Origin of the sequence: Microbacterium sp. NPDC076768, from assembly GCF_040687205.1 — a bacterium.
In the GTDB taxonomy this organism is placed as follows: domain Bacteria; phylum Actinomycetota; class Actinomycetes; order Actinomycetales; family Microbacteriaceae; genus Microbacterium.
Genome location: NZ_JBFBMU010000001.1, coordinates 429917 through 451019 on the forward strand (window position 1 = coordinate 429917; position 21103 = coordinate 451019).

The following is a 21103-nucleotide window of genomic DNA, read 5'->3' on the forward strand; positions in this document are numbered from 1 at the left end:
GATTACTTCTTCTCGTCCTCTTCGTCGACGACCTCGGCGTCGATGACGTCCTCGTCAGAGGAGGTGTCATCAGCCGGAGCCTCGCCGTCAGCCGGAGCTTCCGACGCAGCTTCTGCCTGCGAGGAGGCGTAGATAGCTTCGCCGAGCTTGGACTGCGACTGGTTGAGCTTGTCGAACGCGGTCTTTACGGCCTCGTCGTCTTCGCCAGCCAGCGCCGTCTTCAACGCGTCGACGTCGGCCTTGACCTCGGTCTTCACGTCTTCTGGCAGCTTGTCGTCGTTCTCGGAGATCATCTTGTCGATCGAGTACGCGAGCGTCTCCGCCTGGTTGCGAGTCTCTGCCGCCTCTCGACGCTGCTTGTCTTCTGCAGCGTTTTCCTCGGCCTCGCGCACCATGCGCTCGATGTCTTCCTTCGAAAGCGAAGAGCCACCGGAGATGACGATCGACTTCTCGGTACCGGTGCCCTTGTCCTTCGCGGACACGTGCACGATGCCGTTGGCGTCGATGTCGAAGGTGACCTCGATCTGCGGGATGCCACGAGGTGCCGGGGCGATGCCGGTGAGCTCGAACGTACCGAGCGGCTTGTTGTCGCGCGTGAAGTCACGCTCACCCTGGAACACCTGGATCGCGACAGACGGCTGGTTGTCGTCTGCCGTGGTGAAGGTCTCGCTGCGCTTGGTCGGGATGGCCGTGTTGCGCTCGATGAGCTTGGTCATCATGCCACCCTTCGTCTCGATACCGAGGCTGAGCGGGGTGACATCGATGAGCAGCACGTCCTTGCGCTCACCCTTCAAGACACCGGCCTGAAGGGCGGCACCGACGGCAACAACCTCATCGGGGTTGACGCCCTTGTTCGCTTCCTTGCCGGTCTCGCGCTTGACGAGCTCAGCAACAGCGGGCATACGCGTCGAACCACCGACGAGCACGATGTGATCGATCTCGGACACCTTGATGCCGGCTTCGCGGATGACATCCTCGAATGGCTTCTTGGTGCGGTCGAGAAGATCCTTCGTGAGGTCTTCGAACTTTGCGCGGGTGACGGTCTCCGAAAGCGAAACCGGGCCAGACTCGGTCAGCGACAGGTACGGCAGGTTGATCGAAGTCGAGGTCGAGGAGGAGAGCTCCTTCTTCGCCTGCTCAGCCGCCTCTTTCAGACGCTGCAGAGCGATCTTGTCTGCAGAGACGTCGACGCCGGTCGTCTCCTTGAACTGCTTCATCAGGTAGTCAACGAGACGCTGGTCCCAGTCGTCACCACCGAGACGGTTGTCACCGGCGGTCGAGCGCACCTGAATGGTGGAGAAGTCATCGTCCTTGCCCACCTCGAGCAGAGAAACGTCGAACGTTCCGCCACCGAGGTCGAAGACCAGGATGAGCTCATCTTCCTTGCCACGGTCCAGGCCGTATGCAAGAGCTGCAGCGGTCGGCTCGTTGATGATGCGAAGGACGTTGAGGCCTGCGATCTCGCCAGCTTCCTTCGTTGCCTGACGCTCAGCGTCGTTGAAGTACGCGGGAACGGTGATGACCGCGTCGGTCACCGTGTCGCCCAGGTACGACTCTGCGTCGCGCTTGAGCTTCATGAGGATGCGTGCGGAAATTTCCTGCGGCGTCCACTTCTTGCCATCGACGTCAAAGTTCCACGCGGTGCCCATGTGGCGCTTGACGGAAGCAATCGTCCGGTCGACGTTGGTGACGGCCTGGCGCTTCGCGGTCTCACCGACGAGCACCTCCCCGTCTTTCGTGTAAGCCACGACCGAAGGGGTCGTGCGGAAGCCCTCTGCGTTGGCGATGACCTTGGGCTCGCCACCCTCGAGGACGCTGACGACGGAGTTGGTGGTTCCGAGGTCGATACCGACAGCACGTGCCATGTGTTTTCTCCTTTGTTGGAAGTTCGTGTGGTGAGGAAATCTGCGGCGCTCAGTTAAACCTGAGTCGCTATGACTCAACTGTAACGAGCCGACTCAGAGGTGTCAAATGGAGTTGATACGACACGACTCAAGTTTGGTTTTCTTCCCACTGCACACAAGGATCTGAGCGGGGCACTTGACCCTGACACAGTGGCAGACGGGAGAACTGAGGCATGTTGTCCATCGGAGCGTTCGCGCAGATCGGCCAAGTGACCCACAGGATGCTCCGGCACTGGGACACGGCTGGACTGCTCGTGCCCGCCCACGTGGACGAGTTCAGCGGCTACCGCTCCTACGACCCGTCGCAGCTGGATCGCGTGCACCGGATCGTCGCCCTGCGCCAGCTGGGATTCGGGCTCGACGACATCTCGTCGATTCTCGATCGCGGTGTCGACGCAGAGCGCATCGCCTCGTTGCTCCGAATCCGCCGCGCAGAAGTCGAACGGGAGCATCGGGTTGCCGCTGGAAGGCTCGTCGACGTCGAACGGCGCCTCCACCTCATCGAGAAAGAGAAGCAGCTGTCCCAGATCGAAACTGTAGAAAAGCCTCTTCCCGCCGTTCGCCTCGCCGCCCTCCGCACGATCGTCGCTGACCAGTCGGCGGTCGCTGACTTTGTGGGCCCCTCCTTCGATGCCGTCGCCGAGATCATCGGCGCTGACTCCTCGCTTGCCACCCCGATCGCGCAGTACGAAATGCTCGACGATGGACTGCAAGTCGTCGTCGGATACGCCTACAGTGGGGCGCCAAGAGACGGCTTCGAGATCGTCGAGTTGCCGGCGACAGAAACAGCAGTCTGTGGCATCCATCTTGGCTCTATGGAGCACATCTCTGAGAGTTGGCAGGCGGTACACGCCGAGATCATCGGGCGCGGGTTGGCACCTGCCGGAGCGTGCCGCGAACTCTACGTCCGCGCAGAAACAGAAGATCAGTCCGACTGGGTCACTGAACTGCAGCAGCCCGTCGCGCCGCTCTGAGAGATACTGCAGGTGTGAGCCCGCGCTCCTCCTTCGTCAATCGGCGAGAAGGGCGCGGGACCACACCGCCTGGTGCACGCTCACGTACTGCAAGGCCGCTTTCCAGTGGGCGCCATGTCCGTTCACGCACATCGATGCCCACGGTTCCTCTCCCGTCGCCCGAGCCGTTTCGAGCAGCGCCAGCATCGCCGCTGTCCGCTCTTGCATGGCGCGCGGCAGGCTCTCACGCATCGCCTGATCAGCGTCATACCCGTCGACGAATACCGCCAGGTCAGCAGCGGCCGCCTCTGGAGCGCGCTCCGTGTCACTGAGCGTGAAGGCTTGGGCCGCGTAGGCAAGGTCCCAGAGACGGGTGCTTGGCGCGGCTGCATCCCAATCAATGAAAGCCCAGCGTTCACCGATGATGAGGTTCCAGGGCGCTAGGTCGTTGTGGCAAACGAGTTCGCCGGACGGTGCGGGGATCGCCGTCTCCCACACTGCAGCTGCGGCAGGTGCGTACGACGCAGCGGCATCATGGATCTCGCGGATCATGATGCCAACTTTTCGCAACTCCGCTGGTGCCAGCGGAGTCCGGGTCATGGCGAGGGAGCCAGGAACGAACTCAATGATCTGCCGCCCCTGCGCGTCACGCCCTCGACGCTCTGGCGCATCGACGCCTCGACCACGCAGAAAACCCACGAAGTCGGTGACACTCGCCGTCGAATCCGTCCACTTTTTGCGCACCGAGTTCCCGACGCGAGAGACGACACCGCTCGTGTTTCCACCGGCCAGCGCCTCATTATCCACAGCCTGAGGTTAGCGCGAGTGGCCCCAGCTAGGCTGACCGGCATGAGCCGCACAGCCCCCCGTTTCTCGCGTCTGGCCGCTGCGGCCATCGTGACCGTCATCGCGTTGCCACTCGTCGGGTGCTTTTCGACACAGGTTCCCGCAGCATCGCCCTCAGCAGCATCGCCCTCAGCGAGTGAGACCCTCACTTTTGCCGAAGGAGCAGGACTCTCCCCCACCGCTTTTGTCGAATGGGGTGACGGGTTCATGACCGACGAGAACTGGCAAACGGTCTCCCCCGACGACGGCAACGGGGGTTGGACATACGGCACGCTCGATGGCGCATGCACTGCGGAGTTCTGGCAGGGGAACATCAGTGATGCCCCGATGGTCGATGGCGACGACAGCGCGTCATCTGACGAGATGCTTGCCCTGATGGTGCAGTCATCGGCCGAGGAGATCACACCGCTTGCCACGACCGGCGAATTCAGCACTCTCGTCGGCGGTGCAGGAGGAGTCGAGAATCGTCAGGTGACAGGGGCAGAAGGAGACCGCTCCTGGATGATCGCCGTGCGGGCGTTTACGCAGATGGAAGCGGTATTGTACGTGATCGTCGATTGCAATGGTGCGGACGCTGCGGCGACCATGGACGTGGTCAACGAGAAGAACACGATCATCGTCACAGAGTGATCCCGAGCGGTCACTTACCGCCGGGAGGGCCGACCATCAGCAGAATCACGTAGAGCGCGACGATCGCGACGGCGATCAGCACGGCCAGCACCCACGGGCGTTTGAGGAACCACCGCATTAGCCGGTCATACCAGCGACGGTCGCGCCGGTCATCGGATTCTTCGAGCCGCCACGATCCGTTCAGCCTGCCGCTGCGGTGCAACCAAATCTCGGTCGGGATCGTCGCGTATGGAACGACTGCGCTGACGACGGCGAGCGCGCCGGCGCCGATGTGCCACCGCTGATTGAGCGCAACCAGGATCGCCGTCGCCGCGTATGTCAAGAAGATGAACCCGTGGATGCCACCGCCAACCGTGACGACGATGCCGGACACTCCCATCGCCCTTGCGATGAGCGCGGAGATCAGGATGGTCCAGGTGATCGCCTCCGCAATGGCAAGAACTCGGAACAAGCGGGCGGGGCTACGAAACACGGCACTCCTCGGGTGGGGTACCTCCACCGTATCTCCCACTCCCCACTCCCCACTCTCCCCCTCTCCCCCTCTCCCCACTCTCCCCCCACTCTCCACTCCGTTTGCTCCCGTCGCACTTTCTGTCGCCAAATCCGCGTGGGAGCGACAGATAGTGCGACGGGAGCGAACGAGGAGCGCGCGACAAGGGGCGTCAAGGGGGTGGGAGAAAGTACGGATGAAGAGGAAGAGTGTCGGCATGGGGAAAGGCGAAACGGCTAGACGCGACGAAGACAAGGGGCCAGAGCGCACCGAAGACGGCCATCACATCATCGTGAACGGCCGACGCTGGCGCGCAACCGATCCGTCGATTCCCGATGCGCTGCGTCAAGAGCTGGTCGATGAGCTGATGGCGGCGCGACGAGCGGTCAAGGCGTCAGAACCCGATGCACGACACCGAGTAAGTGATGCAAAACATGCGTTAGGCGAGCGAGGAGCTCCATGGTGGGAGGACGCCGAGGGTGACGCTCTGGATGAGCGCATCACCGCTGCAATCCGGGCACTCACGCGCAAGCGTTCAGACACGTCGATATGTCCGAGTGACGTTGCTCGGATCGTGGGCGGCGCGAACTGGCGCACGCACATGTCAGATGTGCGCCGCGTTGCCGCCGAGCTCGCGGTGAAAAATGAAGTCGTCGTGACCCAGAAGGGCGAGCGCGTGCAGATCGACGAGACCAGCGGCCCCATACGCATCCGCCGCGGCCCCGCCCTCTGAATCTCCCGTCGCGTTTTCTGTCGCTGGAGAGCCTCGCAAGCGACAGATATTGCGACGGGAACAGTTTGGCTCGGGGGTGAGAGGTGAGGGGTGGGGGGGTGCGGCGCGGCGTCACCCGCCGTTCACCACGGACGGTCAGACTGCCAGCATGAGCGAATCCGAACGTCGCCCGCGGAGCCCCGAACCCGTCGCGACTGCCACCACCGGCGCCGTGGCTGTGGTCGGTCTCGACCTTCGCGGCGACACGCCTGCACCCAAAAAACAGGTCTACTCCTGGGCGTTGTGGGACTGGGCGACGCAGCCGTTCAACACCGTCATCCTGACGTTCGTCTTCACCGCGCTGTACCTCGTCGGCGAATCCTTCCTCCCTGCAGATATTGCGGCGCTGAGCGAAAACGACCCCGTGCGTCTCGCCGCCGAGGCGAACCTCGCTTCGGGTCTGGGGCTGGGATCCACGATCGCCGCGTTCGGCATTCTGCTCCTCGCTCCCGTGCTTGGTCAGCGCGCAGACGCGGCCGGCCGCCAGAAGCTGTGGCTCGGGATTGGAACCGGCGCCCTGGTTATCTGCATGCTCGGCCTGTGGTTCGTCACACCAACGCCGAGCCTATTCTGGCTGGGCGTTGCACTGATTTCCGCAGCGACAGTGTTCCAAGAGATCGCCGCGGTGAACTCGAACGCGATGCTTATCGGCATTGCAAACCCGAAAACTGTCGGCCGCATTTCCGGGCTCGGATGGGGTTTCGGATACCTCGGGGGCATCGTCGCACTGGTGATTGTGGTCGTGCTCGACACCTTCGACTGGTTCGGCATGTCGACGGACAACGGCCTGGCATACCGCCTGATCGCCGTCGGTTGCGCGGTGTGGGCCATTATCTTCAGCATCCCCATCTTCTTGAATGTGCCGGAACCGTCGCTCGGACGCCCTGAGCGCAAAGTGGGATTTTTCGCGTCTTACCCGCTGCTGGTGAAAGACGTCGCCGGGCTCTACCGCAATGAAGAAACGCGCCCCACGTTCTGGTATTTGCTGGCGAGCGCGGTGTTCCGCGACGGACTAGGCGGCGTATTCGCTTTTGGGGCGATCATCGGCACGGCAGTTTTCCGGTTCGAAGGCCAAGAAATCATCATCTTCGGGATCGCCGCGAACCTGATCGCCGGGGTGTCGACGATCGCGGCCGGCCGCCTCGATGACAGGTTCGGGCCGAAGCGAATCATCCTCGCCTCCATCGGATCGATGATCGTCGCTGGCCTCGCGGTCTTCTTCCTGCGCGATGGCGGTGCAATCGTGTTCTGGATCGGCGGTCTCGTGCTGTGTGCCTTCGTTGGTCCGGCGCAGGCAGCGGCCCGGTCGTTCCTTGCCAGGGTCACCCCCGCCGGTCGGGAGGGCGAGATCTTCGGCCTCTACGCCACCACCGGCCGCGCGGCGAGCTGGATGGCTGCAGGCGCGTGGACCCTCCTGATCGTGCTGACGAGCCAAACCGCATACGGGATTCTCGGGATCGTCGTCGTTCTGATCGCCGGCTTCCTGCTGCTGCTCCCGGTGAAGGCGCCGCGCTGACGCCCGAAGACCTACTCATTGGGGCGGGTGGCACGCGGGCACCCCGTTCATAACTCAGGAAATGTGTCGCGTTTTGGTCGCTACCGCCCTCGGCTGGAACGCTGCTGGCTAATGTTCCTGAGTTATGAACGCCGGGCGACGAGCTAGGCGATCAGCAGGTGTGCGAAGTAGTCACTCTCGGCGCTGGCGAAGGAAAAACTCGTGGTGTTGATCAGGTAGATCAACACGGCGACGGCTGCAGCCAAGAGCAGAAACAAAAACAGGAAGATCACGATACTGAAACCGCGGTAGCCGCCTGTGGTCGGCACCTCGGGTGCAACAGAGGGTTGCGCCCAGTCTTCCGCCACCGCAGAAGGCGGTGTGCCGTTCAGAATTGCCGGAGTCGGCCGCGGGCGATCGGAACCACGCCGTGTTGCAGGGATGGCGGAAGGCAGGATGTCGTCCGCAGATGCCACCGCTAATTGCGGCGGGGCAAGCAGACCTTCGGGAATCGGGATCTCAGGAGGGGGCGGCGGGATGACGTCGTCTGCAGAGGGAATCACCGGCTCATCCGGAACGGCTGCATCTTCTGGTGCTTCTGGTTCCTGCGGGGACGTGCCGTGTGAATCGCTCATGTCAGCCTCCGACTGCTCCGACGTCGGTGGTGCCGACATCCGTTCGATGGAAGTTCTGGAACGACCGCGATGCAGTCGGTCCGCGCTGGCCCTGGTACCGATTACCGTACGCCCCAGAGCCGTACGGGTTCTCCGACGGCGAGGTGAGTCGGAAGAAGCACAGCTGACCGATCTTCATCCCCGGCCAGAGCTTGATCGGAAGCGTCGCAACGTTGGCGAGTTCCAGCGTCACATGCCCGGTGAATCCTGGGTCAATGAACCCTGCGGTGGAGTGGGTGATGAGCCCGAGGCGGCCTAGCGACGACTTGCCCTCGAGCCGGGCGGCAATGTCGTCGGCGAGCGTCACTTGTTCAAACGTCGCTCCCAACGCGAATTCGCCTGGATGCAAGATGAACGGCTCGTCTGGGTCGACCTCGATCAGCCGCGTGAGCTCCGGCTGATCGACGGACGGATCGATGAACGGGTACTTATGGTTGTCGAACAACCGGAAGTACCGATCCAGACGCACGTCGATACTCGACGGTTGGACCATCCCTTGCTCATGGGGTTCGAGCCCAATGCGCCCGGATGCGAGTTCTGCCTTGATGTCGTGGTCGCTGAGAAGCACGGCCCCAGCCTAGTTGTCGCAGACGCCTCGCGCTTTGGCCATCGTCACTTCGCCGGGTAAGCTGGCGTTCGCCCGCTCCTCGGATGCAGGTACGGGGCTGTAGTTCAATGGCAGAACTTCTGCTTCCCAAGCAGATAGCGCGGGTTCGATTCCCGTCAGCCCCTCCACATATAGGTTCGCCAACCAATCAGTCCACGAAGGCGCGTCGGCGTGCGGCGACGAGCATGGTGGTTGCAATTGCGATGAGCAGTGCGGCAGGGGCGAGCGCTTTCTGAGCGACTGTTGGGCCGCAGGCGCGTCGGCCTGAGCGTGTCGTTCGTAGTGCACTGAATCCTCATTCTCAATTTTGAAGAGCAGATTCGCGCATTTGCAGCGTTGCTCACGATGCGAACAACACAGTGGGGCGAGCAGACGGGACGCATCATCTCCCGGGACGATGTAGCCAGAATGTTGGTGCTTCTAAGTTACTGCAACTCTAAAAATGGGCTCTCGCAGCACCGTGGTTGAGCCGTGAATGGCAGATCGGAATGCGTCCTACGATTAGCTCATGAATCTCACCGCGCCAATGACCTTGGACGCGGGAAATGATGCGCGGGTACTGCTGCTGCTCGAAGCGCCCAGGCCGCTGACGAATGCGCCCGACATAAAACCCGGATCGGGGTTCATCTCATCCGACAATGCGGATCCCACAGCACGGAACCTGTGGAACGCCAGGAAGGATGCCGGGCTAGTGGACAGCGTCCTCATCTGGAATACCGTCCCCTGGCACCTCGGACAGACTCAAACGAAACCCACGGCTCAGGAACACGCGGCTGACTCATTGCTTCTCCGCGACCTCATCGTTCAGCTTCCTGAGTTGCACACCGTCGTGCCCTTGGGAAGGCATGCTCAGAATGCTTGGCGTCGTCACGGACGGCCAGGAATTGGCATGAGTCTGAGAACGATCGAGTCCTGGTACCCGGGCAACCAGGTGATGAACCAACAGGGCATGCGGGCCGAGCTCGTTGCAGCACTTACCCGTGCAACGAATGACTGGCGCCAGACACCAGCCGGTGCTGCGGAGATCACCATCGATCGCGACCGCAGCGGGACGACGGTTGCCCATTGGTATCTTGACGCCCATGGCGACCGAATCGACATTCACCCTCGCTGGTGGTGACGCTTGTCGACGGGTCCGATACCCGTCACCCCCTCCACATCTAGATCAGCAGGCCGCGTGCCCACTCACCCGAACCGTGCGGCGAGTGATGATTCCAGCGCGGCCGCCGATGCGCGCACCGCTTCGGTGATCTCGACCCGGTGCTCCTCAGAGAGCCGGTACGCAGGCGCCACCACCGTGATCGCTCCGATGACGGCTCCGTCTGACCGAATGCCGGCAGCACTCGCCCACACTCCCTGGTCAACTTCGCCCACGCTTTCGGCATAGCCGGACGAGCGGATGTCGTCGAGGTCTTGCTCTAGCCGCTGACGCACTGGCTTGGTCAGTGTGGGCCCCACACGTTGCAGGTACTGGTTGAGCTTTGCCTGCGGAAGCGAGGAGAGAAGCAACTTTGCCGCAGCACCACTGTGCAATGGCATGAGATGGCCAGGCTGGAAGGAGATTGAGATCGGGTGATCTGACTCGGCTATCGCGAGACACACGGCCGAATCGTTGACGCGCCGTAGGTACAGGGCGGTCTCGCCGGTAGCCGAGGCTAGCCCATTCAGGATCGGCTGGGCCTGAGCACGATAGTCGAAGGTCGCCTCGGCCGCCCTGGCGAGGCGCATCACCTGCGGGGACAACACAAAGCGTCCCTTCTCTCGCTCTTCGATGAGATCCATTTCTCGCAGCAGCGAAATGTACCGGTACGCGCTCGGCACGGAAATATCGTGATCCTCGAGCAGATTCTCCAGTGTCAGCTCCGGGGTCGCCTCCGTGAATTGCAGCAATATCTGCAAGGCACGGCGCGCGCTATCGACGCCTTTCGTTCGCTGCGGATGCGCGTCAGCCGCTCCAGACTTCTCTACAGCCGTCTGGATCGCTGCTTTTTCTTGCTTCTCTTTCCCCATCGCGTTCCCTCCCATCGCAACCCCTCCCACCGAACTCGTCGATGCTCATCATCTCCGCATGTCACACCCGGCGCGCGCTCAACACGGCGAGCGCCGCATCTACGCCGTTTCCGATGTCTACAGCAACTCCGAGATCGGCAAGAGTCCGTCCCAGCGCGGCCAGTCCGATAAGGGAGTGGAGCCCACCGGCCGTCGGTCCCATATGCGAAAGACGCACAAGGTTTCCTGCCCCTTGGCCGTGCGACAACATCACACCATACACGTCCCTCGCGTGGTCTCGAACGCGCGTGTTATCAACCGAATCGGGCAACCGGATTGAGGTGACACACGCGGACATAATCTCTTCGCGCACTGCCCAGAACTCGAGCCCCATTGCTTTCGCTCCTGCGCGAGTGACCTCGGCTGCAGCTTCGTGTCGAGCAACGACCGCGTCGACCCCTTCTTCCAGTGCCTGGTCAAGAGCGGACTCGAGGCCGTACATGTCGCTCACTGACGGGGTGTAGGGGAAGCGCCCCTCGCCGAGCCACTTCTCTTTCCAGTCGATGAGCGAAAGATAGGAGTCGCGTGGCGCTGCTGGGTTGGCGTACATCGCTTCCCACGCCCGCGAACTGACCGAGACGAGAGCCACGCCAGCGGGTCCTCCCAGACACTTCTGCCCGCCAGATACACAGATATCCAACCCCCAGGCGTCTGTTTCCCACGGCATTCCCAACACACCAGACACGCTGTCGATGTAGGTCAAAATGCCGCGGTCGCGACACATTGGCCCGATTGCTGCAACATCGGTCACTGTGCCAGACGGAGTCTCAGAGGCGACAAGGCAGACCATCTCGATCTCTGGGTGCGCATCGAGGTACTCTTCCACTCGGCCGGGGTTGACGGCATCGTCATATCCGACCTCGATTTCATGAAGCACTGCCCCAAAGCCACTCACCCAGTAGCCGGTCCCCTTCCCGAACACACCCTGCACCAGGTTCAACACGTGCATCCCTGGCGTGATGAGCGAACGAAGCGCGCCTTCGAGCGCGACGATGGCCTCACCTTGCATAAGGATGATGTCGTTCTTGGTCCGGAAGACCTCGGCAACCTTCTGTTCCGTGCGCCGAAAGCCCGCCTGGAACTCAGGATCGTAGTGGTACAGAATCGGGCGCCCCAGCGCCGCTTGCGTCCGCGGAGAGACAGTTACGGGGCCCGCGGAGAGTGTGAAATCGGGGAGTGCCATGAAAAGAATTCCTCTCGAGTTGGAACGGTACGCCTCAGCGCGCACCGCGTGTGTAGGCAGCGCCCAGCGCCGGTGGTACGACCGAACTGCGGGCGAAGATGATGAGGGTGATCATCACCACGATGAACGGCAGCATCTTGATGAAGTCCGCTGGAACGTTGACCCCAATCACCTGCAACGCTGGTCCGATGGCAACCGCAAGGCCGTAGATCATCGATGTGATGATCACCATCCACATCCGGCCGCGGGAGAGCATCGTGATCACGATCGCAATGAAACCGAGGCCGTTCGTAATCATCGGCGTGAACGTCGAGGTCGTGAGAATGGCGAGGTAGGCCCCGCCGAGTCCTACGAACACTCCGTTGAGGATGACGGCCTGAGACCGCGTCTTCACAACGCTTCCGCCAGCCGCGTCCAGCGAAGAAGGCTTCTGTCCCGCAGAGCGCGTCGATAGTCCCCAGTTTGTTCGTGAGAGCAGGAACCCGAGCGCGATCACCAGGAGCAACATGATCCAGAAGATTGACGACTGCTGAAAAAGCGCCGGGCCAATAACGGGGATCTCGGAGAGCCCTGGGATGGCAAATTCAGGCGGCTTCCCCAACCCTGTGGTCGTCTTCGCGTAGTTCTGTAGGTAAAGCACAGACGTGAGACCTTCGCCAACAAGCGTCACCGCGAGGCCGATCACGATCTGGTTGAGCCCCAACCAGACGTTCAATATCAGCATCGCCAAGTTGGCAACGACACCGCCGACAGCACCAGCGAGCATCCCCAACCAGAAACTCCCGGACACGAGAGTGGCCACGAACCCGGAGTACGCTCCGATCAGCATGACGCCCTCGATACCGAGGTTGAGCACGCCTGCTTGTTCACCGACAGTCTCACCAGCAGCAGCAAGGATTAGCGGCATCGCCTGGGCGAGCACGCTGACGATAAACACCGTCACGAACGTCGCGGAGACCAGGTCGCTCATGAAGTCTTCCTTCCGTCGCGGGCGAACGGGCGTGTCAGTGTGCGACGCAACCCCGCCGGCAGATAACTCTGTCCGAGTCGTCGGCGATCGCCGATGTACTCAGTGATGGTCATAAAGATGAGGATGAGTCCGACAATCACCAACAGGAAGTCGACGTTGAGGCCGGCCTGCTGAGTAGCAAGAGTTCCCCCGGTGGCTAGCACCGCGTAGAAAGCAACGAGCGGTATGGAGCCCACAGGGCTCAGCCTTGCCAAGAAAACGAAGGGAAGGATCGCGGCACCATAGGCCGGGTTCCAGTTCGCGCGCTGGTAGCTGTACTGCCCGAGGATATCGATCGCTCCGGCGAAAGCGATCATGCCGCTTGACAGCGCGAAGATCAGAATGACCATCCAGGTGGAGTTGATCCCTACGTGCCTCGCCGCCTTCGGACTCGCACCAAAAACGTCGAGGCGCAGACCGAACGACGTGCGACTGAGGACGAACTGTGCCAGCACGGCGAGCAATATCGCGATGACGAATCCGATATGAATTTCGGTTCCAGGAATGTACGGCAGCAGTTGGTCGTCCGGGATCACTCGGGTCTGTGGCATCGGCGTGGTCGGGTCCTTCAACGGACCCTTGATGGCCAGGTTCACCAGTCCGACGGCGATGAATGACATCACAAGCGAGGTGATGATCTCGTTCGTGCCGTACCGCGCCTTCAAGATCGCTGGCACGAGCGACCAGACAGCGCCCAGCAAAACGGCACCGACGAAAATGATTATTGTCGCAATCCATGCCGGCATAACCGCGAACAGCAACGGGCCACCGCCAGAGGCGACAAGGGCGCCAAGCAGATATTGCCCGTTGTAACCCAGGTTCCACAGCTGACCACGAAAAGCGATAATGAGCCCCAGCGCGACGATCAGCAGCGGCGCCATCAGCACGAGGCTGCGTTGCCAGTTATCGCCCGTGATTCCGTACGTCCACACGCCCGCAAAGAAGTCCAGCGGGTTGGTGCCCATTGCGAGCATGATCAAGCCAGAGGTGATGAGGGCGAGCACGACGGGCAACACGGAACGGACGAGGTCTGCCCCCAGCCGCCGAGCGCGACTCGGGGGAACAATAGCCATCGAGGCCGTGGTCGTGGGACCGGGAGTTGTCATCGTCACGCGCTCACTCCTTCAATCGCGCCAGTCATGTGCTGCCCCACCTTCTCGGCCGTCCCCGGCCCGTCGTTGATGACGCTGCCGACGAGACGGCCGCGGGAGATAACTTCGATGCGGTGAGAGAGCTCGACCAGCTCGTCGAGGTCGGTCGAAAGGAGAAGCACCGACCCGCCGTTCGCTGCGAAGTCGATGAGGATCTCGCGCACCAGTCGCACTGTTTTGAGGTCGAGGCCGTAGGTGGGCTTGTTTACGATCACCAAACGCGCCCCGTGGGTAAGTTCACGGGCGAGGAGGATCTTCTGAATATTGCCGCCCGAGAGTGTGCCAGCACGCGTCGATGACGACGGCGTGCGAATGCCGTACTCCTCGATAAGACGCTCTGCCTCTGCGTCGACGACCTTGTCTTGGATCTGTCCCCATTTCCAGAAAGGCCGCTGCCCGATGCGCTTGATCACCAGGTTGAGTGACACTGACATCGATGCCACCGTCCCCTCATGCAGTCGGTCATCAGTGACGTAGCGCAGTCCGAGTTGCTGACGCCCACGAACACCGAGGCGGGTGACGTCTTGCCCATCGAATAGCACGGTGCCATGCGATGCGGGGCGTTGACCGGCAACGACCTCTGCGAGCGCGCCCTGGCCGTGCCCATCAATACCGGCGACACCCAGAATCTCCCCTTCATGCACCTGGAGCGTGGCTTCGTCGACCTCCACATCGCGCCCGAGTCCGTGACTAGAAACCGCGGCAAGAGACAGCCGAACAGGGCTCCCCCTCCGGTCCACTCGCGCGCTCTCTCTGGTCGCTTCAGTGGCACCCGCGAGCTCGGCGGCGTCGTCGACCTTCGCAAGGTCATCGCCGAACATGGCGTGCAAGATCGCGTCTTGCGCCTGACTTTCCGAATAGTTGGCGAGCTCGTCCACCGAGATATGCCCGACGTTGCGCCCGCCCCGCAGGACGGTGACACAATCGCCCATCGCATAGGCCTCACGCAGTTTGTGAGTGATGAAGACGATAGCGAGCCCGCGCGCCTTTACCCTCTCGATACTCTGACCCAGGTGCTCGATCGCCTGCGGGGTGAGCATCGAGGTCGGCTCATCGAGGATCAGGAGTCTGCTGCCCTTCCACATCGCCTTCGCGATCTCGACCTGTTGCTGCTGACCGAGCCCAAGGTCAGAGGCGAGGGCATTGGGCTCAATGCGCACGCCAAGCAGATCCGACAATTCCTCGAGTCGCTGGAGGGCAGACTTGCGATCGAGCATGAATCCGTTCTCGCCCAGCATCAAGTTTTCGAGAACCGTGAATGCGGGAACAAGTGTGGAGTGCTGGTGCACAACGCCAATGCCGTTGTCCACGGCTGCGCGCGGCGAGTTGATCGGAGTGGGTACACCATCGATCGAGATGGTGCCGGAGTCGGGCTGTTGCATGCCCGCAAGGATGCTGATGAGGGTAGATTTTCCTGCCCCGTTTTCGCCGAGAAGGCAGTGGACCTGTCCACTGGCGATGTCGAGCGAGATTCGGTCGTTCGCCACGACGCCCGGAAAGGCCTTCGTGATCTCACGGAGCGAGATCACACTCGGCTCTGTGGATGATGTCATGTGCGTCTCCTTGCGATGTATGCGCCTGGGCATCGGTGCCGGGACGGGCATCCCGGCACCGATGGCTCTTCGTTGGAGGTCAGGCGCCCTTGGCTGCGATGACTTCGTTCACCTGAGCGGCGTTCTCAGCCGCAGTGGGAACAATCGATCCATCGGCAATGCTCTCCATCGCAGTCTCGATGGCTGCTTGAATCTCGGCCGTCAGGTTGTCTGTTTCCTGTAGCGTGAGGCCACCGTTTTCCACAGTGAGTGAGTACCCCTGCTCGCCGAAAGTGCCAGCCTCGACATCTTCGATGGCCTGCTCGTAGGTTGAGGCGTAGTTCCAGAGAACCGAGGTCAGCAACACGTCGGTGTTGCCCAGGCCGGCGGTCACGTCACCGATGTCTGCGATGTACTTGACACCGTCCGCCGCCTCGACTGCTTGGAGGTAGCCGTGCGTCGCGCCGTCACCCATGCCGAAAATGACATCGGCACCGGAGGCGATCAGTTGTTCTGCTGCCGCCTTGCCCCCGGCTGCATCTGCATAGGCTGCGGGACCAACCGACGTGTAAAGCACCGAGATGCTCGGGTCGACGCTGTAGACGCCTTCCGCAAACCCGGAGGACATCTTGAACCAGTTGAGGTCATCGGCAGAAACGACGATGCCGACCGTGTTGCTCGTGGTTGTCATCGCCGCGGCGATACCTGCCAAGTAACCGCCCTCTTGAGCCTCGGTTTTGGTGATGGCGATCTTGCCTGGAATGTTCTCTCCCGCATCCTGGATGAGGATAGGAACGTTCTTGGCTTCGGCGACGCTCGTCGCAGCCACCCCGTAACCCGAGGCGTGCGCAATGATGAACTGTGCGCCGCTGTCCGCGACCTGACCAAGGACTGTCTCGGTGTTATCCCAACCCGCGTCGGGGACGAGCGTAACCTCGATACCAAGGGCCTCAGATGCTGCGGTAGCACCGTCAAGACCAGCCTGGTTCCAACCGAAGTCTGATTCATTTTCAGGGGAGACGAGCGCAAACTGCTCGACGGTTGTGCCCGCGTCGTCACTCGGCTCGGTCGAAGGGGAGTCTCCCCCTCGACCGCTCGAGCAGGCTGCGAGACCGAACGCGATGACGACGATCGCCGCGGCGGTGGCTGTGCGTGTGCTGCGGCGCTGTGCGTCGCTCAGGGTAATAGGCATTGCCGAAGATCCTCTCAGTCGGAAAGTCCCGATCCTCGTCGCCTTGCCAGGGCAATCTTTCTCACAATGTGTCGGGATAGCGCTACAGTATGAGAAACCTGGCGACGCGTCAACGGTGAATTTTAGTATTTACACCGCTGAAACACGATCCCTCGATGATGAGGGGTGGAGGTCCACCATGAACCGGCAGTCCGCAATCGCGTGCATCACGCTAACGTTCTCCCTTGCCATCACCGGTTGCGCCGCGCAGCCGCAGCTATCCGAACGCGACACGGCCGCGCTTGCGCAGCTTGCGGCGGTAGCCGGCCCCACATCCGGCGTCGCGGTAGACGAGATTACGCGCACCGAGTGCTGGCTACCCTCCGAGCACGCCCTAGACGAGGGCGTCGACTCTGAGACGATGTGGCGCGTACTTTGCCGCGTGCATTACGAAAGCTCAACGAGCGACCGCTATCAAGACACCACGTGCATCGGCGACTTTGCAGCAGAGCCCATGTTGGAGCACTGCTATCGCTGGACGCACTATGACTTCGCCGAGCTCTTCGAGGACCACCCCGGAGTAACTGCCGGGTGAGACAGCGTGCGTCTTGCGTTGTTTCGAGCGCGTAAAACTCCACAACCACCTCTTGACACCTTCCACATTGTTCTCATAGTTTGAACCTCAATTACCGCAATATGAGAATCTATGAAAGGTAAGGTCAACGATGACGGACCCAAAGGTCTATCTCCTCGACGGGGGAACCCTCGTCATCGACGAGTCGGACGTGCATTGGCACATCAACGCAGGCAATCCCGTACGTTTCCCGGTCTACAGTGTGCTGATTGAGCACACAGATGGCCTCATTCTCTACGACACCGGATTCGACCTTGACCACGTCGAGCGCGTGCTTCCCTTCGAGCTGCCAGAGCAGACTGCGGAACAGACCATCCCCGCCCAGCTCGCAAAAATCGGCTACAAGCCCGAAGACATCGACATCGTCGTCAACTCGCACTTCCATTTCGACCATGTCGGGGGCAATAAGTTCCTCACCTCTGCGACAACGCTCGTGCATAAAGAGGAGCTGCGTCATGCCAAGGTCCCAGAGCCCTTCGAAAAGCTGGGCTATTCCGACCTGTCGTTCGACCATGAAGCCGTGACATACAAACCGATCTCCGGCGACTACGAAGTGGCACCGGGTGTCTGGCTCTTCGAAACTCCCGGGCACACCATCGGCCACTACTCCCTACTGGTCGAGCTCGAGAATGAGAGGAACATGCTGTTCTGCGGTGATGCGGCATACACGCACACCACTTTGGAAAAGGAGTGGATCGCTGGCTTCCACCTTGACCCGACGAAGTCCGTCGAGGCGATCAGGCGATTGAACTACTTGGCACGCACGAAGGATGCCGATGTGTACCCCTCACACGAGCTCAAGCCCTTCGTCACCTGGAAACTGGCGCCCGAATACTACGGCGGCAGCTGAGCTCGACCACGCGGCCAATCGGCCACCCCAGCACTGACAACAGAAATATAAGGAGTAACAGCACATGGCCGAGAAAGAGCAGCGGGTCGCGATCGTCACCGGAGCCGCCCAGGGCATCGGAGCCGCTATCGCCGAAGAGTTGGCAACAGACGGTGTGCAGGTCGTCGTCACTGACATCAACGCGGCTGGCGCCGCCGATGTTGCCGATCGCATCGGCGGTATCGCAAAAACACTCGATGTCAGCGACCCTGCAGCAGTAGCGGCCGTCGTCGCAGAGGTGGCTGATGAGCTCGGTCGCATCGACATCCTCGTCAACAACGCCGCCCTTGTTCCACTCACCCCGTGGGAAGACATCACTTTCGAGGAGTGGCGTCGCGTCATGTCCGTCAACCTCGACGGCATCTACCTCATTACACACGCGGTCACCGAGGTAATGGGTCGCGCGGGCTACGGCCGCATCGTGAACATCGCATCGAACACGTTCGTCGCTGGAACCCCGAACTGCGCGCACTACGTCGCGACAAAAGGAGCTTCGATCGGACTCGTGCGCGGTCTCGCCGGTGAGCTTGGCAAGAATGGCATCACCATCAACGCTGTCGCCCCCGGCATCATCGCCAGCGAGGGAGTGCTGGAGGGCCCTCACGTGAACGGTTTCGACTTTGTCGTGCCAATGCAGGCATTTGATCGTCGCGGCCTGCCGAAAGATGTCGCGCCGGCCGTAGCTTTCTTGGCATCAGAGAAGGCTGGATGGATCACGGGTCAGACGCTCGTGGTCGACGCTGGCCACACACGCAACTGAGTCGATGCACGCCGACATCCTCATCGTGGGTGCCGGCTCGGCGGGCAGCGTTCTGGCAAACCGCCTGAGCGCTGACCCGTCGCGCCGAGTCCTTGTGCTCGAAGCAGGCGCTCGGGTCGATGATCCCGAGATGCGTCGCCCGGACCTGTGGCCCCACATCCATGGGCGCCCATACGACTGGGACTACCGCACCACACCCCAAACAGGACTCGGCGGGCGACAACTCAGCTGGGCACGAGGGAAAGGCCTCGGCGGCTCGAGCCTCCTCCACGCGATGGCACACATGCGCGGGTGTCGCGCCGACTTTGAACGCTGGGTAGCGGAAACGGGTGACACGCGGTGGTCATGGGAGTCGCTCCTCCCCCACTTCCGTCAGATGGAAACCTTTTCGGGTGGGGCCGACACCGTGCACGGAGGCGATGGCCCGCTTCCTGTCCTCCTCCCCGGCCCGGAACTATCTAGTCCTCTAGTGACGGACTACCTCTCGGCATGGGAGAGCCTCGGAGTGGCGCGGATTCCGGATCACAACGGCGGAGAGATGCTGGGGGCAACACTCAACTCCCTCACTATCCGAGACGGCGAGCGGGTAACCATCGCTGATGCGTATCTTGATCCCGTGCTCGACCGCCAGAACCTCACCGTTCTCACTGGCGTCACTGTGCACCGCCTGGTGATCCAGCGTGGACGTGTGCGCGGCGCGCAGGTGACCCACGGCGCCCAAGACCAGATCATCACGGCCGACGAGGTGATCCTCGCTGGCGGCTCCATCGGTGACCCGCTGCTACTCATGAGATCGGGCGTGGGCGACCCCGATGCACTCTCCCGCGCCGGAGTGGAGACACTGTTGGAGTCACCTGGCGTGGGGAAGAACCTGCACGACCACCTTCTCGGCGCTGGCAACGTGTACCACTCACGGCGCGCCGTTCCTCACACGCGATTGCAGTTATCGGAGGCGATGACCTACCTCTCGCTCGATGGCCTCGACCGCGTGGAGGGCGCCGCCGACATCGTCGTGGGATGCGTGGTCGGCCCCAGCATCTCGGAGTCATTCTCAACGACCGAGCGCGAACATGCGGTCGACGGTGAGGCCTACACACTCCTGTTCGGCGTCACGAATCCGACCAGCCGTGGAACGCTCCACATCTCTGGCCCTGAGATTAGCGATGAACCGGTTATCGATCCTCGATATTTGGAGACGAGCCACGACCGCGTCGCGTTCCGTGCGGCACTCGCGCACGCCCGCCTCGTTGGCGCCTCTGCAGGTCTTGCGAAATGGCGCGACCGGGAGCTACTTCCCGGCACCGGGACGCTGAGCGATCGAGAGGCTGACGGATTCATCGCTCGTTCCGCGATCACCCATCACCATCCGGTGGGCACCCTACGTATGGGCCACGATGATGCTGCGCCGGTGATGCCTGATCTCCGCTTCCGCGGCGTCGATGGGCTCTACGTCGTAGACGCCGCGGTTATCCCCGCTATTACGGCAGGCCCCGTACACGCCAGCGTTTTGGCTATCGCTGAGTCGTTCGCTGCGCTCCACCCGAACTAGAAGCAGAAAGGAAGGAGAGCCCATCGCGATGACAAGGTCGCAACGGGCTCTCCTTTCTTTCGTCTGCACCGCGGATCAGAGGCTGTTCCCCAAAAACAACCGCTGAGCCGTGTGATGCATGACGTCTTCGAGATCGTCAGCATCGAGACCGGCGAGCTGAACTTTGAGCTGCTCAACTTTCGGCTCATGCCACGGTCCATCAGATCCGTACATGACCCGGTCAGATCCCACCTTTTGCACAGCTTCGAGAATCTTGATACTCATCGGCATCCCACTGGTCTCGAGCCACACATTCGGATGCCGTTGAGCGACGGCAATCGACGCATCAATGTAGATGATGTTGCCGTGCCCCATATGCCCGAGGATGATTTTGGCGTCTTCGTATCGCGCAATCAGTTCTTCGATGCTCCACGGCAGCGAGAAAATCGGGTGGCCGCAGTGAATGAGCGCAGGCAGATTGTGTTCAATCAACAGCTCCATAATCGGCCATACCATCGGGTCGTCCGGGTGAAACCCATCCATCAGCGGATGAAGTTTGACTCCACGAAACTTCGGGTCGTCCAGAAAGTCCCTCAACTCAGGGATCGGATCCCCCAGCTTTGGGTTCGCCCAGTAAAGGCCGTAGGCGCCGGGAACGTCTTGGATAACTCGTTGCACCATGGCGTTGTCCTGGTGGAAAACGAAACCGGTGTCGATATCGTTCCGGGCAAGATAGTCGGCGAGATGCGCCTCATCGAGCTTCACACCAAATGTCGGGAAGTCTCCGACATGCATGTGGGCATCGGTGATGGACATGGGCAAATCC

21 protein-coding genes and 1 tRNA gene are annotated in these 21103 nt (G+C 61.6%); 10 read left to right on the top strand and 12 right to left on the bottom strand.

The annotated features are described in order from the left end of the window. Nucleotides 1-2: 2 nt before the first annotated feature. Nucleotides 3-1865 carry a molecular chaperone DnaK gene (gene dnaK / locus AB0O87_RS02180; protein WP_363511303.1) on the bottom strand — a complete coding sequence of 621 codons (1863 nt, stop codon included), beginning with the start codon at nt 1863-1865 and terminating at the stop codon, nt 3-5. A 212-nt stretch (nt 1866-2077) separates the two neighbouring features. On the opposite strand from dnaK, the gene AB0O87_RS02185 reads away from it, so the two are divergent. After that, nucleotides 2078-2878 carry a MerR family transcriptional regulator gene (locus tag AB0O87_RS02185; protein WP_363511305.1) on the top strand — a complete coding sequence of 267 codons (801 nt, stop codon included), beginning with the start codon at nt 2078-2080 and terminating at the stop codon, nt 2876-2878. Nucleotides 2879-2914: 36 nt separating this feature from the next. Here AB0O87_RS02185 and AB0O87_RS02190 read toward each other — a convergent pair whose 3' ends face one another. Continuing rightward, on the bottom strand, nt 2915-3664 hold the full coding sequence (locus tag AB0O87_RS02190) for a phosphotransferase (RefSeq protein ID WP_363511307.1): 750 nt from the start codon (nt 3662-3664) through the stop codon (nt 2915-2917). A gap of 42 nt (nt 3665-3706) precedes the next feature. Here AB0O87_RS02190 and AB0O87_RS02195 point away from each other — a divergent pair, with 42 nt between their 5' ends. Continuing rightward, the gene (locus AB0O87_RS02195) at nt 3707-4333 is read left to right on the top strand and encodes a hypothetical protein (RefSeq protein WP_363511309.1); all 627 of its coding nucleotides are present in this window, start codon (nt 3707-3709) and stop codon (nt 4331-4333) included. A 10-nt stretch (nt 4334-4343) separates the two neighbouring features. Here the strand turns inward: AB0O87_RS02195 and AB0O87_RS02200 are convergent, their stop codons facing one another. After that, on the bottom strand, nt 4344-4805 hold the full coding sequence (locus AB0O87_RS02200) for a DUF3817 domain-containing protein (protein ID WP_363511311.1): 462 nt from the start codon (nt 4803-4805) through the stop codon (nt 4344-4346). Between the two features lie 214 nt (nt 4806-5019). Between AB0O87_RS02200 and AB0O87_RS02205 the strand changes: the two genes are divergently transcribed. Continuing rightward, nucleotides 5020-5556 (top strand): DUF3253 domain-containing protein, encoded by a 537-nt coding sequence (locus AB0O87_RS02205; protein WP_363511313.1) that lies wholly within the window; start codon nt 5020-5022, stop codon nt 5554-5556. 148 nt (nt 5557-5704) lie between these two features. After that, the gene (locus AB0O87_RS02210; RefSeq protein WP_363511315.1) at nt 5705-7111 is read left to right on the top strand and encodes an MFS transporter; all 1407 of its coding nucleotides are present in this window, start codon (nt 5705-5707) and stop codon (nt 7109-7111) included. Nucleotides 7112-7254: 143 nt separating this feature from the next. On the opposite strand, the gene AB0O87_RS02215 is transcribed toward AB0O87_RS02210, so the two are convergent. Both AB0O87_RS02215 and dcd read right to left on the bottom strand, forming a co-directional pair. Then, the gene (locus AB0O87_RS02215) at nt 7255-7725 is read right to left on the bottom strand and encodes a hypothetical protein (RefSeq protein ID WP_363511317.1); all 471 of its coding nucleotides are present in this window, start codon (nt 7723-7725) and stop codon (nt 7255-7257) included. Nucleotide 7726: 1 nt separating this feature from the next. After that, a complete protein-coding gene (dcd, locus tag AB0O87_RS02220; protein WP_363511319.1) occupies nt 7727-8332 on the bottom strand; it encodes a dCTP deaminase in 606 nt (201 codons plus the stop codon). Nucleotides 8333-8425: 93 nt separating this feature from the next. Here dcd and AB0O87_RS02225 point away from each other — a divergent pair. Both AB0O87_RS02225 and AB0O87_RS02230 read left to right on the top strand, forming a co-directional pair. Continuing rightward, nucleotides 8426-8499: transfer RNA gene (locus AB0O87_RS02225), tRNA-Gly, on the top strand. Between the two features lie 380 nt (nt 8500-8879). Then, nucleotides 8880-9491, top strand: a complete 612-nt coding sequence (locus AB0O87_RS02230; protein WP_363511321.1) for a uracil-DNA glycosylase — start codon at nt 8880-8882, stop codon at nt 9489-9491. 65 nt (nt 9492-9556) lie between these two features. Here the strand turns inward: AB0O87_RS02230 and AB0O87_RS02235 are convergent, their stop codons facing one another. The 6 genes from AB0O87_RS02235 to AB0O87_RS02260 all read right to left on the bottom strand — a co-directional run bounded on the left by AB0O87_RS02235 (nt 9557) and on the right by AB0O87_RS02260 (nt 16487). Then, nucleotides 9557-10381, bottom strand: a complete 825-nt coding sequence (locus tag AB0O87_RS02235) for an IclR family transcriptional regulator (protein WP_363511323.1) — start codon at nt 10379-10381, stop codon at nt 9557-9559. A gap of 61 nt (nt 10382-10442) precedes the next feature. After that, entirely contained in the window at nt 10443-11603 is a 1161-nt protein-coding gene (locus AB0O87_RS02240) for an alanine--glyoxylate aminotransferase family protein (protein WP_363511325.1), read from the bottom strand. A 34-nt stretch (nt 11604-11637) separates the two neighbouring features. Next, nucleotides 11638-12573 carry an ABC transporter permease gene (locus tag AB0O87_RS02245; RefSeq protein WP_363511327.1) on the bottom strand — a complete coding sequence of 312 codons (936 nt, stop codon included), beginning with the start codon at nt 12571-12573 and terminating at the stop codon, nt 11638-11640. Then, a complete protein-coding gene (locus tag AB0O87_RS02250; protein WP_363512875.1) occupies nt 12570-13718 on the bottom strand; it encodes an ABC transporter permease in 1149 nt (382 codons plus the stop codon). Before AB0O87_RS02250 ends, AB0O87_RS02245 begins: the two co-directional genes overlap by 4 nt. Nucleotides 13719-13720: 2 nt before the next feature. Continuing rightward, nucleotides 13721-15316 carry an ABC transporter ATP-binding protein gene (locus tag AB0O87_RS02255; protein ID WP_363511328.1) on the bottom strand — a complete coding sequence of 532 codons (1596 nt, stop codon included), beginning with the start codon at nt 15314-15316 and terminating at the stop codon, nt 13721-13723. A 79-nt stretch (nt 15317-15395) separates the two neighbouring features. Next, nucleotides 15396-16487 carry a BMP family ABC transporter substrate-binding protein gene (locus AB0O87_RS02260; RefSeq protein WP_363511330.1) on the bottom strand — a complete coding sequence of 364 codons (1092 nt, stop codon included), beginning with the start codon at nt 16485-16487 and terminating at the stop codon, nt 15396-15398. A gap of 178 nt (nt 16488-16665) precedes the next feature. Between AB0O87_RS02260 and AB0O87_RS02265 the strand changes: the two genes are divergently transcribed. From AB0O87_RS02265 to AB0O87_RS02280, 4 genes are all read left to right on the top strand, one after another. Next, the gene (locus AB0O87_RS02265; protein WP_363511332.1) at nt 16666-17061 is read left to right on the top strand and encodes a hypothetical protein; all 396 of its coding nucleotides are present in this window, start codon (nt 16666-16668) and stop codon (nt 17059-17061) included. 130 nt (nt 17062-17191) lie between these two features. After that, nucleotides 17192-17950: an N-acyl homoserine lactonase family protein gene (locus AB0O87_RS02270; protein WP_363511334.1), complete on the top strand. Its 759-nt coding sequence runs from the start codon at nt 17192-17194 to the stop codon at nt 17948-17950. Nucleotides 17951-18014: 64 nt separating this feature from the next. Beyond that, nucleotides 18015-18749 carry an SDR family oxidoreductase gene (locus tag AB0O87_RS02275; RefSeq protein WP_363511336.1) on the top strand — a complete coding sequence of 245 codons (735 nt, stop codon included), beginning with the start codon at nt 18015-18017 and terminating at the stop codon, nt 18747-18749. A 4-nt stretch (nt 18750-18753) separates the two neighbouring features. Then, nucleotides 18754-20298 carry a GMC family oxidoreductase N-terminal domain-containing protein gene (locus tag AB0O87_RS02280; RefSeq protein WP_363511338.1) on the top strand — a complete coding sequence of 515 codons (1545 nt, stop codon included), beginning with the start codon at nt 18754-18756 and terminating at the stop codon, nt 20296-20298. Between the two features lie 75 nt (nt 20299-20373). Here the strand turns inward: AB0O87_RS02280 and AB0O87_RS02285 are convergent, their stop codons facing one another. Continuing rightward, complete coding sequence (locus AB0O87_RS02285; protein WP_363511340.1) at nt 20374-21093, bottom strand: amidohydrolase family protein; 720 nt, start codon at nt 21091-21093, stop codon at nt 20374-20376. Nucleotides 21094-21103: the final 10 nt, after the last annotated feature.

Coding starts and splice junctions, on each gene's coding strand:
- dnaK (WP_363511303.1), bottom strand. CDS start 1,865: ATGGCACGTGCTGTCGGTATCGACCTCGGAACCACCAACTCCGTCGTC.
- AB0O87_RS02270 (WP_363511334.1), top strand. CDS start 17,192: ATGACGGACCCAAAGGTCTATCTCCTCGACGGGGGAACCCTCGTCATC.
- AB0O87_RS02205 (WP_363511313.1), top strand. CDS start 5,020: ATGAAGAGGAAGAGTGTCGGCATGGGGAAAGGCGAAACGGCTAGACGC.
- AB0O87_RS02230 (WP_363511321.1), top strand. CDS start 8,880: ATGAATCTCACCGCGCCAATGACCTTGGACGCGGGAAATGATGCGCGG.
- AB0O87_RS02275 (WP_363511336.1), top strand. CDS start 18,015: ATGGCCGAGAAAGAGCAGCGGGTCGCGATCGTCACCGGAGCCGCCCAG.
- AB0O87_RS02215 (WP_363511317.1), bottom strand. CDS start 7,725: ATGAGCGATTCACACGGCACGTCCCCGCAGGAACCAGAAGCACCAGAA.
- AB0O87_RS02265 (WP_363511332.1), top strand. CDS start 16,666: ATGAACCGGCAGTCCGCAATCGCGTGCATCACGCTAACGTTCTCCCTT.
- AB0O87_RS02245 (WP_363511327.1), bottom strand. CDS start 12,573: ATGAGCGACCTGGTCTCCGCGACGTTCGTGACGGTGTTTATCGTCAGC.
- AB0O87_RS02285 (WP_363511340.1), bottom strand. CDS start 21,093: ATGTCCATCACCGATGCCCACATGCATGTCGGAGACTTCCCGACATTT.
- AB0O87_RS02235 (WP_363511323.1), bottom strand. CDS start 10,381: ATGGGGAAAGAGAAGCAAGAAAAAGCAGCGATCCAGACGGCTGTAGAG.
- AB0O87_RS02195 (WP_363511309.1), top strand. CDS start 3,707: ATGAGCCGCACAGCCCCCCGTTTCTCGCGTCTGGCCGCTGCGGCCATC.
- AB0O87_RS02280 (WP_363511338.1), top strand. CDS start 18,754: ATGCACGCCGACATCCTCATCGTGGGTGCCGGCTCGGCGGGCAGCGTT.
- AB0O87_RS02250 (WP_363512875.1), bottom strand. CDS start 13,718: ATGACAACTCCCGGTCCCACGACCACGGCCTCGATGGCTATTGTTCCC.
- AB0O87_RS02210 (WP_363511315.1), top strand. CDS start 5,705: ATGAGCGAATCCGAACGTCGCCCGCGGAGCCCCGAACCCGTCGCGACT.
- AB0O87_RS02240 (WP_363511325.1), bottom strand. CDS start 11,603: ATGGCACTCCCCGATTTCACACTCTCCGCGGGCCCCGTAACTGTCTCT.
- AB0O87_RS02185 (WP_363511305.1), top strand. CDS start 2,078: ATGTTGTCCATCGGAGCGTTCGCGCAGATCGGCCAAGTGACCCACAGG.
- AB0O87_RS02255 (WP_363511328.1), bottom strand. CDS start 15,316: ATGACATCATCCACAGAGCCGAGTGTGATCTCGCTCCGTGAGATCACG.
- AB0O87_RS02260 (WP_363511330.1), bottom strand. CDS start 16,487: ATGCCTATTACCCTGAGCGACGCACAGCGCCGCAGCACACGCACAGCC.